The 14,986-nt window shown below is 44.5% G+C and carries 15 protein-coding genes and 1 pseudogene; 13 read left to right on the forward strand and 3 right to left on the reverse strand.

Annotated elements, in window-relative coordinates; all coding sequences use genetic code 11:
• Positions 1 to 10: 10 nt before the first annotated feature.
• Positions 11 to 1,000 carry a hypothetical protein gene (locus PLE7327_RS18210; RefSeq protein ID WP_015145249.1) on the reverse strand — a complete coding sequence of 330 codons (990 nt, stop codon included), beginning with the start codon at positions 998 to 1,000 and terminating at the stop codon, positions 11 to 13.
• A gap of 181 nt (positions 1,001 to 1,181) precedes the next feature.
• Here PLE7327_RS18210 and PLE7327_RS18215 point away from each other — a divergent pair, with 181 nt between their 5' ends.
• Both PLE7327_RS18215 and PLE7327_RS18220 read left to right on the forward strand, forming a co-directional pair.
• A complete protein-coding gene (locus PLE7327_RS18215; RefSeq protein WP_015145250.1) occupies positions 1,182 to 1,523 on the forward strand; it encodes a helix-turn-helix domain-containing protein in 342 nt (113 codons plus the stop codon).
• 8 nt (positions 1,524 to 1,531) lie between these two features.
• Complete coding sequence (locus PLE7327_RS18220) at positions 1,532 to 2,200, forward strand: ImmA/IrrE family metallo-endopeptidase (RefSeq protein WP_015145251.1); 669 nt, start codon at positions 1,532 to 1,534, stop codon at positions 2,198 to 2,200.
• Positions 2,201 to 2,247: 47 nt separating this feature from the next.
• Here the strand turns inward: PLE7327_RS18220 and PLE7327_RS18225 are convergent, their stop codons facing one another.
• On the reverse strand, positions 2,248 to 3,735 hold the full coding sequence (locus PLE7327_RS18225; protein WP_015145252.1) for an Ig-like domain-containing protein: 1,488 nt from the start codon (positions 3,733 to 3,735) through the stop codon (positions 2,248 to 2,250).
• 307 nt (positions 3,736 to 4,042) lie between these two features.
• Between PLE7327_RS18225 and PLE7327_RS18230 the strand changes: the two are divergent.
• Together PLE7327_RS18230 and PLE7327_RS18235 are read left to right on the forward strand one after the other, a co-directional pair.
• Positions 4,043 to 5,290 (forward strand): annotated as a pseudogene (locus PLE7327_RS18230) (cation-transporting P-type ATPase); the annotation flags it as partial.
• A 40-nt stretch (positions 5,291 to 5,330) separates the two neighbouring features.
• Complete coding sequence (locus PLE7327_RS18235) at positions 5,331 to 8,090, forward strand: cation-translocating P-type ATPase (RefSeq protein WP_015145254.1); 2,760 nt, start codon at positions 5,331 to 5,333, stop codon at positions 8,088 to 8,090.
• 375 nt (positions 8,091 to 8,465) lie between these two features.
• On the opposite strand, the gene PLE7327_RS18240 is transcribed toward PLE7327_RS18235, so the two are convergent.
• Positions 8,466 to 8,672 carry a hypothetical protein gene (locus PLE7327_RS18240; RefSeq protein WP_041392339.1) on the reverse strand — a complete coding sequence of 69 codons (207 nt, stop codon included), beginning with the start codon at positions 8,670 to 8,672 and terminating at the stop codon, positions 8,466 to 8,468.
• 59 nt (positions 8,673 to 8,731) lie between these two features.
• On the opposite strand from PLE7327_RS18240, the gene PLE7327_RS18245 reads away from it, so the two are divergent.
• From PLE7327_RS18245 to PLE7327_RS18285, 9 genes are all read left to right on the forward strand, one after another.
• The gene (locus tag PLE7327_RS18245) at positions 8,732 to 9,754 is read left to right on the forward strand and encodes a DEAD/DEAH box helicase family protein (RefSeq protein WP_186005336.1); all 1,023 of its coding nucleotides are present in this window, start codon (positions 8,732 to 8,734) and stop codon (positions 9,752 to 9,754) included.
• 27 nt (positions 9,755 to 9,781) lie between these two features.
• A complete protein-coding gene (locus PLE7327_RS18250; protein WP_144266139.1) occupies positions 9,782 to 10,171 on the forward strand; it encodes a DEAD/DEAH box helicase in 390 nt (129 codons plus the stop codon).
• Positions 10,172 to 10,282: 111 nt separating this feature from the next.
• Positions 10,283 to 10,789 (forward strand): helicase-related protein, encoded by a 507-nt coding sequence (locus PLE7327_RS18255; RefSeq protein ID WP_256377740.1) that lies wholly within the window; start codon positions 10,283 to 10,285, stop codon positions 10,787 to 10,789.
• Positions 10,786 to 11,007, forward strand: a complete 222-nt coding sequence (locus PLE7327_RS18260) for a ribbon-helix-helix protein, CopG family (RefSeq protein ID WP_015145256.1) — start codon at positions 10,786 to 10,788, stop codon at positions 11,005 to 11,007. Before PLE7327_RS18255 ends, PLE7327_RS18260 begins: the two co-directional genes overlap by 4 nt.
• A gap of 507 nt (positions 11,008 to 11,514) precedes the next feature.
• Positions 11,515 to 11,676, forward strand: coding sequence for a hypothetical protein (locus PLE7327_RS24960; RefSeq protein WP_186005403.1), 162 nt, complete (start codon positions 11,515 to 11,517; stop codon positions 11,674 to 11,676).
• Between the two features lie 65 nt (positions 11,677 to 11,741).
• Entirely contained in the window at positions 11,742 to 12,062 is a 321-nt protein-coding gene (locus PLE7327_RS25455; protein WP_217523198.1) for an AAA family ATPase, read from the forward strand.
• 356 nt (positions 12,063 to 12,418) lie between these two features.
• The gene (locus PLE7327_RS25460) at positions 12,419 to 13,666 is read left to right on the forward strand and encodes a hypothetical protein (protein WP_015145258.1); all 1,248 of its coding nucleotides are present in this window, start codon (positions 12,419 to 12,421) and stop codon (positions 13,664 to 13,666) included.
• Positions 13,663 to 14,070 carry a hypothetical protein gene (locus PLE7327_RS18280; RefSeq protein WP_015145259.1) on the forward strand — a complete coding sequence of 136 codons (408 nt, stop codon included), beginning with the start codon at positions 13,663 to 13,665 and terminating at the stop codon, positions 14,068 to 14,070. The genes PLE7327_RS25460 and PLE7327_RS18280 overlap by 4 nt, the downstream gene beginning before the upstream one ends.
• Positions 14,067 to 14,645 (forward strand): Uma2 family endonuclease, encoded by a 579-nt coding sequence (locus PLE7327_RS18285; protein ID WP_015145260.1) that lies wholly within the window; start codon positions 14,067 to 14,069, stop codon positions 14,643 to 14,645. Before PLE7327_RS18280 ends, PLE7327_RS18285 begins: the two co-directional genes overlap by 4 nt.
• Positions 14,646 to 14,986 lie beyond the last annotated feature (341 nt).

Consider the following 14,986-nt stretch of genomic DNA (forward strand, 5'->3'; position numbering starts at 1 on the left):
GTTAATTAAATTAATTAGCAGAGGTTCCATTGCCTTGAAATGCTCTTATTGCCAAGTTCTGTGCTTGAGTCGTGACTTTTTGTAATTCGGCAGTGAGTTCAGCTATCTGTTCGATTTGTTTTTGAATGGCGGCATCAAGAGATTGAATCTTGAATTCATATCCTTGTTTAGTTAATTCCCACTCTTTTTCAAAGAGATCGGCTTTGACTTTGGCATCTCTTTCTGCCTCTTTAATGGCTTCTACTCTGGCTTGATTGATTTCCTGTTTAATCGTTTCTTCAAAGCCTTCTATTTTTTTTTGATTGACTTTAAATTCTTCTTCATTATCTGCCAAGAATTTTTCTCGCTCTTGCCAAACTTTTTCTTTGTCTTGATTAGCTTCTTGCAGTTCTCTTTCTTGTTGTCGCTTGGATTCTTCGTACTCATTCATTTCGATCTTGCGATCGCGTTCAATTTGATATTGATAATCGGACAATTCTTGTTCTCTTTGTTTCGCAATTAATTCGGCTGCTTCTGAGACTCTTGCCTCGAATTCTTGCTGTTCTTTTTCCCAAGCTTTGCGAGTTTGAGTTATTTCTTTCTCTAGGGATTCTCGCTGGCTATTGGTCTTATTTTCTAGGATTTTTAGCTGTTCTTGATGCTCTTGTCTTAAAAGATACAATGCATCAGCCACTAAACGCACTTTATGAACTTGCTCTAACTGTTCTTTTTTGACTGCTATAGCTCGCTTGAGTTCATCTAATTTAGAAGATTCCTCGACTAAGCGATCGGAAAGATTATTAATAGTACGACCAAAATCTAATTGCAGAGAAGCCATTGTATTGACTATGTTGTCAACTGTATAGTCAGTAGCTTTTTCTAGTAGTTGTTTGCTCTTTTCTTTTTCGGCTTCTTCTTCTTTGGTCGCGACTTTCGATTCAACTTTTTTCTGTTCGGATAACAGTTTGGCAAAAGCTGCCATAATTTGCTCTTTGCTCTCTTTGGGAGCAAGGTTACTCATAAGGATAATTCTCCAAAAATTGTCAAAAAATTTATTTTGCGGGCAATCTTTTTGATTGCTACGATTGACTGAAAATGAATTGCAGAGCTTGCTTGATTTTTTCGTCAACAAAACTATTATATCTCTTGTTGATTTTTTCGTCAAGCAAGATTAAAATAAAAAATAGATTAAGGAAAAAAACGTGAATCAAAGCTTTGGTCATCTTATTCGTCAAGCACGAAAAGACAAGGGATATAGCCAACGGGAACTAGCCGAAAAATTGGGGCTAGATTTCACCTATTTATCCAAACTAGAGAACAACCGAGCCGATTATCCGCCAAAAGAAGAGGTAATCAGAGCGCTAGCAACTCATTTAGATTTAGATGCTGAAGAATTAATCTTCTTGTCCGGACGCATCCCCCAAAACGATGAAGAAGTTCTCAAACAACACTATAAAAACATGCCTACTCTGTTTCGGAGAATGCGAGAAAACCCTGAATTTGCCCAAAAGGTGTTTCAAGCAGCGCAAGAAGCAGACCAATAGGAGTTACTATGACAAACATCTTCAGACCGTATCGTTTCATTCCCAAACAAGAGATTGAAGCTGAGGCAACCGAGATTTTGCGCAGAATGCAGCAAACGCCTAACTATTCTCCCAAATGGGCTTTAGATGCGAGTCGAGTGGCTGAATTTCTGGGATTAGATGTAGTTTGGGACAGCATACCGAGCGATCGCGATGGTACGATAGCAGCAAGGATTCTCCCCCTAGAACGCCCGATCGAAATTAATGAAGATATTCCTAAATTGCGAGGAGGGTTTGGGGAATCCACCATTGCCCATGAAATCGGACATTGGGTGTTGCACGTCAATCCAGAAGCGATAAAACGGTGCTTAGAGTTGCACGAGCAAGGAAAAGACATAAGAGTAGAACCGTTATTGTGCCGCAGTGATACTCATCTGAACGGCATAGAGTGGCAGGCGCAACATTTTGCCAGTTGCCTGTTGATGCCGCAATACAAGTTAGAAGAAGTTAGACAAGGGCGAGATTTAACCAAATGGTCGCATCTATACGAAATTGCCGAAGAGTTAGGCGTTACCATTTCTAATCTCATCCATCGTTTAAAAGATCTGGACTGGATTTGTCTGTCCGAACATTCCCGTCAAATCGAGTTAGGCGAGTCAAAGTTGCCTAGGAGAAAGAGAGTGAGTTTAACAGGGTAGGACAGCGATCGCAATTTCGCTCGAAACGCTGAGCAATAGGAACATCTCTACGGCAACCACTGAGGACGAAAGCCCCGCATCGGCAACTCCTCTAATTTGGGTTCGGCACCGCCAGGTGCATCCGCAGGGGGAGGAATCAGCAACCAAAGACGACTCTCGCGCATCGTTTCTCCTGAACTGGTTATTAATGGGTCGGCTGAATGGGTACTATTGGCGGTAACGATGCGATCGAAAAGAATGCCGAGTCCATCAGGGGCAAGACTAATTTTCATATCCCGATAATCGGGTAAAGCTACTAGGGGTATGACTTGAGAGGTCTTGATGTCGATTTTGGCAAGGTAGGGTTCTTCCCGATATTCTTCTCCTTCGATTAACTGAGTTAACAAGCAGAAGAGATGGGTATCTGTGGGATCGAACTGACAATCGAGAATCGAACCTTTGATATTGAGGAGTTCTTTTTGTACGCCTTGGTTGTTAACATAAAAAAGCGATCGCGTGTAGCGCAATTTAGCATTATCCATATTAAAATTCACCATCGCCGCCGCCGAACCATTCCGCGAAAAGCTGAGAACTTTACCAAATTTGGGCAAAAACTCGATCGCTTGAGCGTCCGATTGCAAGGGAATAATGCCAATTCCCTGTCCTTGTGCCACCGCTAGCGTTTGTCCGTCAGGCGCAATCAGAAATTCTCCGCCTGGGGCATTGAGGCGTTCTGGATTTCCCGCTTTTTTGAGTACCCACAAGTCAAAATCCGCTGGATTTTTGCGATTGACTCGCCCAACAACGATGGTTTTTCCATCGGAGGATAAATCGAATTGATTATTTTGATAGTCTTTGTTGTCTAGGATTAACTCTACTGGTTGAGAGCGTTCGGAGGCATTCTCCCGTATCTGAGTAGATACGCGATAAAGTTGCAGGTTCCTTAAGGTGTCGTTGCCTCGATGGCGTTGGGCAGCTGAAAATAAAATGCGATCGCCTTCCGGATAGAATTTAAAATCCGCTACCACTAAATCGCGAGGGGTAAGGATCGCTTTTTTGTTTTGAGTTAAGTTGTAGAGAATTAATCTGCCCCGTTCGTGCCCCAAAGTTCCGATGTAAGCAAAAGCGCGATCGCGACTGCGAAATTGACCGACGAAAGGCTTTATTTCTTGTCCCGCTTCCTCTTTGCCTCGAAAATGCTCTCTGGCATTCTTGAGCTTAACTTGATAGGCTTCTCCGTAGGGAACGGGTGCGTCTAGGGTATAGGCAAGTCTTCGTCCTGCCCAGCTTATCTTACCCGGTAGCGGAGGATTGATGACGAGATTTTTTTCGACACTTTCTCGATCCATCGGGCGATCGAAATCCAGGATAAATGCTCGATCCTCTGCCCCGACTGTTTTATTGTGCCAACTAAACTCGCGCACTCGCGGTTTCATTCCGAAAACACAATTCGTTCCGCAAGCTTGCCCTCCCAAAACCACTCCGCCGATGACTAGGGTGAGAATTAAAATTAGGGTAAGTGCAATCTTATCGATCGGTTGTAAGCTTTTCCACATCTAATCAGTTATCAACTATTCGTTAATTAGTTACTAGTTATTAGTTAGTAGTTAGTGGTTTTTCCTCAGATCGCTTTCGGGCTGTTTCGAGCAATCTCGGTCAGCAGGGAAAAATTCGAGCGCGATTTGTTGTTATCCGAGGTTCTTCTTGACGCGATCGCTTCTGTGGATATTGTCTCAAATTTTTCTGCAATAGAAACGATTGAGGCTAAATTTACATGAGGATTTAACCTAAATATTGTTTAAGCATAAAGAGGTCATAGCAGTTGCCAATTAAAATTGGAGAAATTGGGGAAAGGCTTTTCCTATGAGATTTAATTGGCTTAACCGTGCGGTTTTGCATCGATTTCTAGAACGGCTGCCTCGCTCAAGAAGAGTTTCTCAAGCAACGCCAGCATTCTCTACAGCACTATCAGCAAAACTTCTCGATATTGCTCGTCAGGATGTTCCCACTGTCTTGCGATCGCTCGATACCTCTCCAGACGGTTTGACTGAGGAAGAATCCCGCGATCGTTTAGAGGAATGCAGTTTAAATGAGATTGCCCGCGAAAAGCCCCCCAAGTGGTACATCCAGTTCCTAAAAACGTTTCACAATCCCTTAGTCATTCTCTTGATATCGCTGGCAATTATTTCTTGGGTGAAAGGCGATCTCGAAGCATCAGCCATCATCTTAATGATGGTGATTTTCAGCGTAATTCTGCGTTTCTCTCAGGAGTTTCGCTCCAGCCTTGCGGCGGAAAAACTGCGGGAAATGGTCAGAACAACTGCAACTGTAAGTCGGAGAGAGTTGAGTCCGGATATTTCCTCAGAAGTCCTGCAAAAATACCAAGTCGCGCTCCATTCACGTCCTCCAAAAAGAAAAGAAATTCCTATCAAGTTCTTAGTTCCTGGGGATATCATTTATCTGTCCGCTGGAGATATGATCCCAGCGGATGTAAGGCTTATTTCAGCCAAAGATTTGTTTATCAGCCAGGGAGCGCTGACGGGGGAGTCTCTGCCAGTCGAGAAACAGCCGACCTTACCTGATAGTCAAACCCAGATCGCAAACCCATTGGAACTTGCGAATATTTGTTTTCTAGGCACCACTATTGTTAGCGGTACGGTTACCGCAGTGTTAGTAGAAACGGGGAGCAATACATACCTGGGTGCGATAGCCAAAACCGTTGTCGGTCAAAAAGCGATGACAAGTTTCGATCGGGGGGTGAATGATGTTAGCTTGCTGCTGCTGCGCTTCATGCTGGTAATTGCTCCTGCGGTTTTTCCGACGATCAATGGTTTTCTCAAAGGCAATTGGACTGAGGCATTCTTTTTTGCCCTCTCAGTTGCCGTGGGGTTAACGCCGGATATGCTCCCCATGATTGTAACGGCTAATTTAGCGCGAGGCGCGATCGCCATGTCCGAGAAAAAAGTCATCTTCAAAAACATCGACTCCATTCAGAGCTTTGACGCAATGGATATCCTGTGTACCGATAAAACCGGAACCCTCGCTCAAGACCGGATCGTGCTAGAGATGCACCTGGACATTAATGGCGAAGAAAGCGAGGAAGTTCTGGAGTTGCTACAGTGCTGCTCCAATCGAGTAGAGGAGGTATGACATGAGCAACTGGTACCAATTAGAGATTTCAGAAGTTCTGCAAAAACTGGACAGCGATGCATCCTATGGACTGAGCGCAACAGAAGCCAATCGTCGTTTCAAGGAGTGCGGTTTCAACGAACTCATCGAGCAAGGACTAAAGAACCCATGGCAAATATTGTGGGAACAATTAACTGAGGCGCTGACGATTATCTTACTCGTTGCTGCGGTTATCTCGGTTTTTTTGGGCGACTACAAAGATGGCTTGGGCATTATTGCTATTGTCGTACTTATTACTTTCTTGGGGTTTAGCCAAGAATATCAGGCGCAAAAAGCGATCGCTTCTCTCAAACAGCTAGCAGTACCTGCGGTTAAAGTTCGCCGCAACGGTTGCATGCAGGAAATTTCAGCTCGTTATTTGGTGCCGGGAGATATCGTGCTGCTAGAAGCTGGAGAGCTAGTGCCAGCCGACTGTCGTTTAATCGACAGCTTGAGCTTGCGAGTATCTGAATCTGCCCTCACTGGCATACCCGAACCAGTAGACAAAGACCCAGAAGCCCTCCCAGGAAAAGACTTGGCACTGGGCAAGCGGCGCAACGCGCTCTATATGGGGACTGCCGTCACCTATGGGCGAGGAGAGGCAGTCGTCACTGAAACTGGTATGGCGACTGAGTTGGGTCGCATTGCCAGCGCGATCGAGACCATAGAGCCAGAACCAACTCCGCTACAAAAGCGCCTGTCTCAGTTGGTTCGGGAATTGGCGATCGCATCCCTGGTTCTTGTAGGAGCGATCCTCTCTCTAGGACTACTGCGGGGAGAGAACGCGCAGTTAATGTTCCTAACTGCCGTAACCCTGGTAGTAGCAGCTTTGCCCGAAGGTTTGCCAGCCGTAGTAACCATTGCGCTGGTGCTAGGAGCACAGAAGATGCTCAAACGGCACGCTCTCGTCCACCACCTACCCGCTGTAGAAGCGCTTGGCTCGGTCACGACCATTTGCTCTGGCAAGACGGGCACCCTAACTCAGAACCGCATGACCGTGACCGTACTTGACGTGGCAGGGCATCGCTTAGACTTGACTGCCCGTCTGCGCTCTTATTCCCCGATGCTGGATGCCGAAGAACGGCCTTTTCTGCTGAGCCAGCCGCCAGCGCTATCCTTTCTGCTGGCTGGCGGGACGTTGTGTAGCGATGCCCAGCTAGAACCCGACCCGGAAGAGCCACGCTGCTTTCATGCGGTGGGAGATCCGACCGAGGGAGCTTTGGTGATGGCTGCCGCTCGTCAGGGACTTTGGAAAGCCGAACTGGAACAGAGCCTTAAGCGCGTGACCATGGTGCCTTTCGACTCTAGACGGCAGCGAATGACTACCGTTCACCAATTCCCCGCCGCCCTTTCTCAAGTCCCCATCGCTTTGGAGATGGTCTGGTATTGGAGTCGAGCGATCGAAGCAGCAAACTATGTTGCCTTTACCAAAGGCAAGATCGGCAGCTTATTAGAAGTCTGCGATTGGGTTTGGGTAGAGGGGGGAGCGATGCGACTCGATGGCAACTGGCGCGAACGGATTGACACGGCCAAGCACCAACTCACCCACAAGGGATTGCGCGTTTTGGGCATTGCCTTTCGACTTTTGCCGTCTTACCCAGTCGATGGCTGGGAGGACTTGGAGCGAGACTTGATATTCATTGGCTTGGTGGGGATGAATGACCCGATGCGACCAGAAGCCAGAGTTGCTATCGAAACCTGCAAAAAGGCTGGCATCCGTCCGGTGCTGGTTACAGGCGATCGCCCCCGAAATGCTTGGCATCTCGCCCAGGAGTTAGACATAGCGAGCGATCGCCGTCTCCTAACCGATAAAGAGCTTAACTGCCTGTCCGAGCGCGAATTGGAAGACTTGGTAGAACAGATTTCCATTTATGCGAGAGTTTCTCCACAACAGAAGTTTCGCATCGTTCGAGCAATGCAAAAACAGGGGCACATCGTCGCCATGACTGGCGATGGCGTAAACGATGCACCCGCTCTGAAGGCGGCTGATATTGGTGTAGCGATGGGCATTAGCGGCACTGACATTGCCAGGGAGGCAGCGGATCTGGTTTTGCTAGACGACAATTTTGCTACCATCGTGGCCGCCGTGAAAGAGGGACGAGTAATTTACGATAACATTCGCAAGTTTATCAAGTATCTCTTAAGTAGCAATGTTGGCGAACTCTGGGTAATGCTACTAGCTCCCTTTTTAGGAATGCCCTTGCCACTGATGCCCCTCCAGATTCTCTGGATTAACTTGGCTACTGACGGTTTACCAGCCTTAGCTTTGGGCTTGGAACCGGCAGAGCGAGAGACCATGAATCGTCCGCCTTACTCTCCCAAAGAAAATATTTTCGGTCGAGGGATGGGAAGGGATATTATCTGGATCGGGTTGTTGATGGGGCTGGTATCCCTCGGCACGGGCTATTGGTATTGGCGTGCCAAACGCGCCGACTGGCAGACCATGCTGTTTACCGTCCTAACTCTTTCGCAGATGGGCAATGCCTTAGCAGTTCGATCGGAACGAGACTCGCTTTTCTGCATTGGATTGCTGTCCAACAAGCCGCTTTTGGGAGCAGTTATTCTGACGCTGGGGCTGCAACTGGCAGTCGTCTACATTCCCTTTTTTGAGAAGCTCTTTGCGACAGTAGCTATGCCCGCAATAGACTTAGCCCTCAGCTTAGTTTTGAGTAGCGTGGTTTTCTGGGCTGTGGAGTTGGAAAAATGGTTGCTCCGCCGCGCTACAGTTAGATTATCAATATAAGATATGACGCTAAATTTAGAACGATCGCTTTTAACGACTGCGCGATCGCAATTTAAATTTTTGATCGCTTTTTCAACATACCATTTCTCCGATTTTCCCGGATATTTAGCTCTTGCTTGAATCAACACGCGTCTGGCTAGTTCTTTGTTGCCGCTAGCTGCCGCTAGTAAATTGCGATCGATTCCATCAATCGGTTTTGAATTGTTCCAAATTAACCAGATAATGAATATAGTTAATCCAATTAGCAGTGCAATTTGAATAGAAGTCACGTTCAAGCCTCGCGTATTTGAGTTTACATTCTTAGCATTCCCAGATAGATCGATCGATTTAGCATGGCCCGATCTCGGATTCTGGATTGGGATTTTCCAGAATCTATTATAGGTTTGTTTGGCTTAAAATCCAACGAGTTACTGCGCCTCGATCTTCTGATAAACTGCGTTTAAGGGTGTCTTGAATAAGCTCCATAGTTAAACCTGGTAACTCCTGTGAAGTTTGGATGGACTTGCTACCTCGATCGGCAATAGCAAAAGCTGTTATTTCATCTCGATTAACAGCTACTACCCAATATTCTTGGACATTCATTTGCTCGTAAAGAAGTGGAATATTAGCTCTTTAATTGTCTTTAATATTTGAAAAATAAATTGAGCCTAGATAAGTTAGATATTCAAGAAGATTATCGTAGCGATCGCGATAATCTCATTCAAGATTTTTATATTCCTTGTTTAGAACGCACAACTGTTTATAGTCGGGCAGTTGGCTTTTTTTCCAGTTCTTCTCTCATTGCTATTTCAAAAGTACTTACCGCTTTAATTAGATCTAGGGGAAAGATGCGGTTAGTAGCTTCTCCCTATTTAAGTCCAGAAGATATAGCAGCGATTGAGATGGGACTGAAACAACGAGAAGAAGTCATAACCAAAGCGATTTTACGGGAGTTCGATCGAGAGTTTGAAAAGGTTGTTGAAGATAGATTAGCTTGTTTGGCTTGGTTGTTGAGTCAAGGAATCTTTGAAATCAAACTCGCAGTTCCCCAGAAGATCGACGAACAGGGACTTTACCACGAAAAATTTGGGATTTTTAGCGATTCTATCGGGAATTGCGTTGCTTTTATCGGTTCTGCCAATGAGAGTTTATCGGGGTTTGCCAGCAATTTTGAATATATTGAAGTGTTTCGTTCTTGGAAGGAAGGCGAACAGACGCGAGTTCAACGGAAAGTCGAAGATTTTCAGAGGTTGTGGTCAAATAAAACCTCGAAAGTAGAGGTAATGAACTTTCCCGAAGCTGCAAAGCGATCGCTTTTAAGATATCGTCCTAGTAGTCCGCCGAAGTATGAAGAAATAGACGCGGGGATTGGAAAAGGTTGGCGGTTCAAAGAGACTGGTGAGAATTACAGGATACAGAAAAATGCCCTTAAAGTTGAGTTGCGTCCCCTTCAAGTTGATGCAGTAGACGCGTTTGAGAGGGGAAATTATCGCGGCATTTTGGCGATGGCGACGGGGACGGGGAAAACTTTGACGGCGTTGGCTTGCGCGACTCGTTTGGATAATCTAGATTTGATTATCATTGGCGTACCGACCAAGGAATTGGCAAATCAGTGGAGGGAGGAAATAGAAACAAAAACTAGCTTTCGATTGCCGATTATTGCAACGGGCAAGGCGCAACATTAGCGAGAAATCCTGTTTCGGAAGTTGCGTTTGATTTACCATCAAGAATTACCTCGCGAACGACTTCCCGTTATCGTTGTCGGTACTTATAGCGAACTGTCTAAATCGACAGTTGCAAATTTAATTAGCGATGCGGGAGGATTGCCGGAACGATCTTTACTAATAGCGGATGAAGTTTACGCAACGGGGGCAGAAGTTTATCGGCGAATTTTACGAGGGGACTTTTGCTATCGTCCGGGACTGTCGGCGACTCCCATTCGTTCCTACGACGAAGAGGGAACGGGAATTGTCTTGGGCTATTTTGGCGGAATTGTTTATGAGTTTATTTTAGAAGATGCGATCGCAGCAGGAATTCTCTGCGAATACGATTACTATGTCTATGTCGCGGCTTTAAGTGAAGAAGAACACGAAAAGTTTTAGCAGTTAACTGCAAAAATTGCTGCTTTACTCAATCAAGACGATCGCGAGCGCACTCATCATTTAACGATACAACGAGCAAAAATTATCAAGTCTGCGACTGCCAAAATAAATATCCTAGATCGCATCCTGACCGACCATCCGCCGCAGCAAGCGATGATTTATTGTGCGGACATCGACGGGGCAACTCAGATTAGTTACAGCTTAGCCCAACGCGGATTTAACGTTGCGCGTTATTCTTCCCAAGACAGCGATCGCAAGAAAATCTTAGCAAATTTTGCCAGTGGCTATCTGGATGCTTTAGTAGCGGTGAAATGTTTGGATGAAGGGGTAGATATTCCATCCGTCCATCAGGCGATAATTCTAGCCAGCGATGCGACAGAACGCCAATTTATCCAGCGTCGGGGAAGAATTCTCAGGGTTACGCCTAAAAAATCAGTAGCCACCTTAATTGACGTTCTCGTCGTTCCTCCTTTAGGAGACGAATCGGTAAAATTGATGGAATCGGAGATTCAACGAATCAAACACTTTGCCCGTTCCTCCCGCAATCGCACTTCAGTCATTATCAATTTAATCGAAGAACTGAAACACTACAAGATTACTTATTCAGATTTAACATGAAACCAACTACCGTTTATTTACCAGAAGAAACAGAAGCTAACCTTCAACAACTTGCTAAGAAAACCGGGCGTTCTCCAGAAGAACTCATTCAAAAAGCTATTGAAAACTACTTGGCTAAACAGACTTTCTCGTTACCAAAATCTGTGGGGATGGGTGCAAGCGGTATGTCAAATTTAGCCGAGAGAAGTGAGGAACTGCTGTGGAAGGAAGAATCATAGCCGATACCAGTGGAATTATCGCTTTTTTAGACCGAGATGACCGACCTGGTTGAGCAACAAAACTCAAATCGCCCTCACCCCAATCCCTCTCCCAGAGCGGGAGAGGGGCTTTTAACCTAAGACTTTTGTCTGAAGTCCCTTCGCCCCTTGTGAGAGAAGAGATTTAGGGATGAGGGGACAAAGATTTGTCAGTCAACCAGGATGACCGACACCATACAACAGCAGTTGAAATCGTCAGAACAAGAAAGATTGTGATTCCAGTTACTGTCCTTGCTGAAGGATACTTGGCTTATCTTTCTGTAGACTTAAAAGATTTAACTAGAACCGATCGGATAATGAAACGTTATAGAGACTTTCCTTTGGGTCTAGTTGATACTAGCCTAGTTGCTTTAGCAGAATGTTATCAAATCAAACAAATTTTAACCATCTAGAACTTTTGCCGTAAGTCATAAGCGATTGAGTTGAGTGAAGCGCGATCGCATAGTTGTTGAGAATACTATTGAAATTATGATGGAAATTGAACAAAAACTAAAACAATTGGCTAAGAAACATAAAATTCCAGAAGAATTATTAAAAGAAGCGATCGCCCTAGAAAAAGAAAGAATCATGTACGCCAATCGCCAATGCGTCCCTAAACTTCTCAAAGCGATCGCGCGGTACGCAGAATAAACCTCCTTAGCGTCCTCTTTTGCGCCTTTGCGTGAGAAAAAACAAACCTATGTAATTGATATAATATGGGACTGCGCCTCAAACAAATTCGCCTTAAAAACTGGAAATGCTACCGCGAACAAATTATTCGATTTAATCTAAATACAGATAAAAACATTTGGATTATTTTTGGACAAAATGGCTATGGAAGAACCTCGCTTCTGGAAGCGATTATCTGGTACTTGTATGGAAACGAAGGTGTTTTGACTAAAAAATTACCCGATTATTTCAATCGAATCGCTCTCAAAAAACGAAAGCCATTAGAATTATTAGTCCAACTAAACTTTGAAGAAAATGGGAAAATTATTTTATCAGTCGAGAGGCAACCTGGAGTTTGCGAGGAATGACTCCTAATGTTGTGGTAAGCGAACCGACCTTTTATGAAGATGGAACGCAGAGAAAAATCCATGGGAATATATAGATAGTTTATTACCCAAGTCGTGTAAAGAATTTTTCTTCTTCGATGGGGTAGAAATACAACGCTACGCACAACTAACGCAAACAGAGGAAACTCGCAATGCGATCGAGCAGATCTTAGGAATTCCCGAACTGAAAAACCTGCGAGACGATGCCGACAAAGCTTTACACCAGATAGAAAAAGACTTAAATAAAGCATCGGTAGCGAATCAAGATTTGAAGCAAAAAACCGAACGACTGGAGAAGCTTCAAGAAGAGATCGAACTAACAACAGGTCAACTTCAAATTGCCAAAAAAAAGCCTTACAGAAGCTATTAAAATTTATGAAGACTGTCAAGAAAGGGCACGGCAGATAGAAGATTTACATGACAAATTACAAGAGATCGATAAAAAAGAACAAGAGAAACGTTATTTAGAAACAAATCTTGAAAATGCTGAAAAAGAAGTTGAAAGTGCCTTCAGAAAAGTTTCCATTCCGCTAATGCGAGAATTCGTTCAGGAAGTTTATGATGACCTGCAACGAAAAAGTATTAAAAAGACAGGATTATCGTTTTCACTCAAGCAACTACGCGACCTTCTCAATAGCGATCGCTGTTTGTGCGGTCGGTGTATGGACGACCAGTCTCGCGATTACATTCGCCAGCAGCTGGAAGAGTTAAAAAACATAGGAAATTTGACCCAAGAAATTATCGAACACGATGAGTTACGGAATCGATTATCGGGATTGTTACAGGATCGACCTCTCGATCTGGATGGGTTATTGTTGAAACGCGATCGCATTCGGGACGATTTAGACGAACCCAAACAAAGCATTGCCAATCTTAAACAGGATACCAATGGACTAAAACGATCCGAAGTCGAGGAAACTTGGCGCAGAGTTGGCGCACAAGAAAAAAATGTCGAGGCAATTGGGGAGAGAATTAATCGCCTCAGCAGAGAAATCGAACAGAAAAAACAAGAAGCGGATCGCCTGCGTCGAGAAATAGAAACGCTAGCGGATCGCGATCGAGAAACTGCTACCTTAGTCAAACAGGTTAGATTAGCTGAAGGACTGCGCGATGCCGAGAACGAACTGATTGAATGGTATATCGATGACCGCAAGCAAACGATTGAAACTCAAACCTCCGATCTTCACCGTCAAGTGACAAATAAACCAGATGAGTATCGAGGAGTCGCGATCGCGCCTAATTATACTTTAAGAGTCAAGACGGTTACAGGAGAACTCCTCAACCCAGAAAGTTTAAGTGCAGGCGAAAAAGAAGCTTTAGCTTTTGCTTTTATTACTGGGTTAAATTTAGCCTCAGAAACCGCTGCGCCATTGATTATGGATACCCCCTTTGGTCATCTGAATATACAGCATCAAAAAAACATTATTAATGCGCTTCCCAACATTCCCTCTCAGGTGATAGTGTTGGCTACGGACAGAGATTTACCCGACTATCTGCTACATGAGTTGCGTCCTCACGTGGCAGAAATTCTCACGATTTCCCGCAATGCGATGGAGGATATGTCAATTGTAGAGGTACGAGAATGAAGCGGATAGACCCCGCAACAACTATTCGTCCAACGCCTGAAGCGAATGGATATCTCAAGGTACTCAAAAATAATGGTGCGTTTGGTCGCATGGTGGATGCGTATTTGTTTGCTGCTGCTTACGCGATTAAAAATAATGTCGATGTTGCTTCAATACCGTCTCAAGGTCGCCAAGATCTAATTAATACAGGCATTGTAGATGATGAGGTTCGTCTTTCTTTAGAGGCGGGAATTCATGCGATTTGCAAGCGCAACAGTCGATCTGAACCTACAGATAGTCGAGAAATAATGGAAATTTTGACCCAGTATGCAGAAGCGGGACTTAAATTATTAAAGCAGCGCTGGGAAGGCAAAGTAGGGATTCAAATACAGGATGATGTTCGGAGGATTATTAATCACTCATGAACATACGTACTCTCTACATACCAAAAACTCTAAAAATTACTCAAGAACAATTTGAACAACTCGCCAGAGAAAATCGAGACAGACATCTCGAAAAGTCGGCGACTGGAGAACTCATTATTATGCCACCGATGAGAGGGAATACAGGCAGACGGAATATAGAAATTGAAGGACAACTTTGGTTTTGGAATCGACAAACAAAATTAGGCGTTGCTTTTAATTGTTCGACAGCTTTTCATCTGCCAAATGGTGCTGACCTTTCTCCTGATGCTGCTTGGATTAGTCAACAGAAGTGGGATACACTGACTCCCGAACAACAAGATACTTTTCCTCCTCTGTGTCCCGACTTTGCTATAGAGTTGCGATCTAAAACAGATAATATGGAACCTTTGCGTCAAAAAATGCAGGAGTATCTAGATAATGGATTGCGTTTGGGATGGTTAATCGATACGAAGAATAGAAAGGTGAAAGTTTCTCGTCAAGATCGACCTGTAGAAGTGTTGGAGAATCCAATAAGTTTATCGGGAGAGGATGTGCTTCCTGGTTTCAGTTTGGATTTGCAAGGGGGGTGGAGTTGAGGGAGAGGAAGGCGCGATCGCGTTTAATAAAGATATGATTCTGCCAATAGGAGTTTGACCAAACTGAGAGCTTCAAGAAGGATATTGTTGCGATCGCAACAATATCCTTCAGGATTTTTATATTCCTTGCTTGGAACGAGCAACAGTAATTACCTAAGTTCAAAACGAATTATTAAGCATTGGTTGGCGGTGGGGTAAATGTACCTCATCGTAGAGCGCGTGATATAGGGTTTCTAAATAAATCGTAAAATCATTTTATCGTGCGACGACCAACAGGAGTCGCGAGCGAGACGTTTGCGCAAAGCGAAGTGCCGAAAAGGTCGGATCGCACTACTTTTTAC

This window comes from Pleurocapsa sp. PCC 7327 (assembly GCF_000317025.1).
GTDB lineage: Bacteria > Cyanobacteriota > Cyanobacteriia > Cyanobacteriales > Microcystaceae > Hydrococcus.